Here is a 931-nt window from a genome sequence, read left to right as displayed (position 1 = left end):
CATATTGAGTATCACTAGAAGTTTTAGCATTTTGTATTCCACAACTAGCTTCTATTCTAAATCTTCCCTGTCTTTGATCTTCCTTAGTAAAAGCATGAGAAACTGCCACATAAAAAGGAAAAAAGTTCCCTGTGGTATTATAATAATATCCCTTTAAAGAAGGTATTATTTTAAAATCTTTTCCTTTAAATTCTGGTGGTAGGTTAATCCAAACAGATACATCCCTTCCTGGTGGTACAGTAACAGCATCCACATAGGCTAAAGCATGATATTTATATTTAGCTCCATGAAGTGCTAATTCTAAACCATCATGTCCCATAGTAGCATAGGAGCCATCATTAAAATCACATCTTATACCATTACCATCTATGGTGGTTATACCATCATAAATTTCATTAGAACTAGGATACCATTTCCCATTTCCTTCCCCTTCACATAACATTACATAGGGAATATAAAAGGTATTATCTGATATATCTTCACTAAATATCATAAATAAAGGTTTTTCTCCTACATTTTGAGGAATAAATATTTCATCAATTAAATTATAGTTACCACCCTTTAAAGTAGTAGTTTTATTAAAAATTATCTTTTGGCTATCCCCTCTAGCAATTCTAACTGTAATAGTACAGTTTTTATTCTGTGAACAATAAATTGGAAAGGTTAATCTATATTTACTGGAGGTATTAAATTTATAATGTTGAAAGGAATTATTAAAAATTCCACACCAACTATTTTTTCTTTTATAGGTGGTAAACCAAAAACCACTATTAAAATATTCTCCCTGCCAGTTTTCCCCTCCATCAGTAGCTAAAGTAATAGTAGATTTATTAGCTGTAGAATCATAGGTAGTATCCCAATAATTTAAAGTTTTTGTAGGTCTACTATTAGAAACTATATTAATTACATTAAAATCTTTAAACTTTGCTTC

At 30.0% G+C, this 931-nt stretch carries 1 pseudogene; it reads right to left on the bottom strand.

Annotated features, from left to right (window positions below):
• Nucleotides 1–931 (bottom strand): annotated as a pseudogene (locus tag GBZ86_RS17525) (hypothetical protein); the annotation flags it as partial.

It is taken from the genome of Clostridium tarantellae, assembly GCF_009295725.1.
In the GTDB taxonomy this organism is placed as follows: domain Bacteria; phylum Bacillota; class Clostridia; order Clostridiales; family Clostridiaceae; genus Sarcina; species Sarcina tarantellae.
Note: the sequence above shows the minus strand (reverse complement) of the source record. Positions and strands in the feature narration are given on the sequence as shown.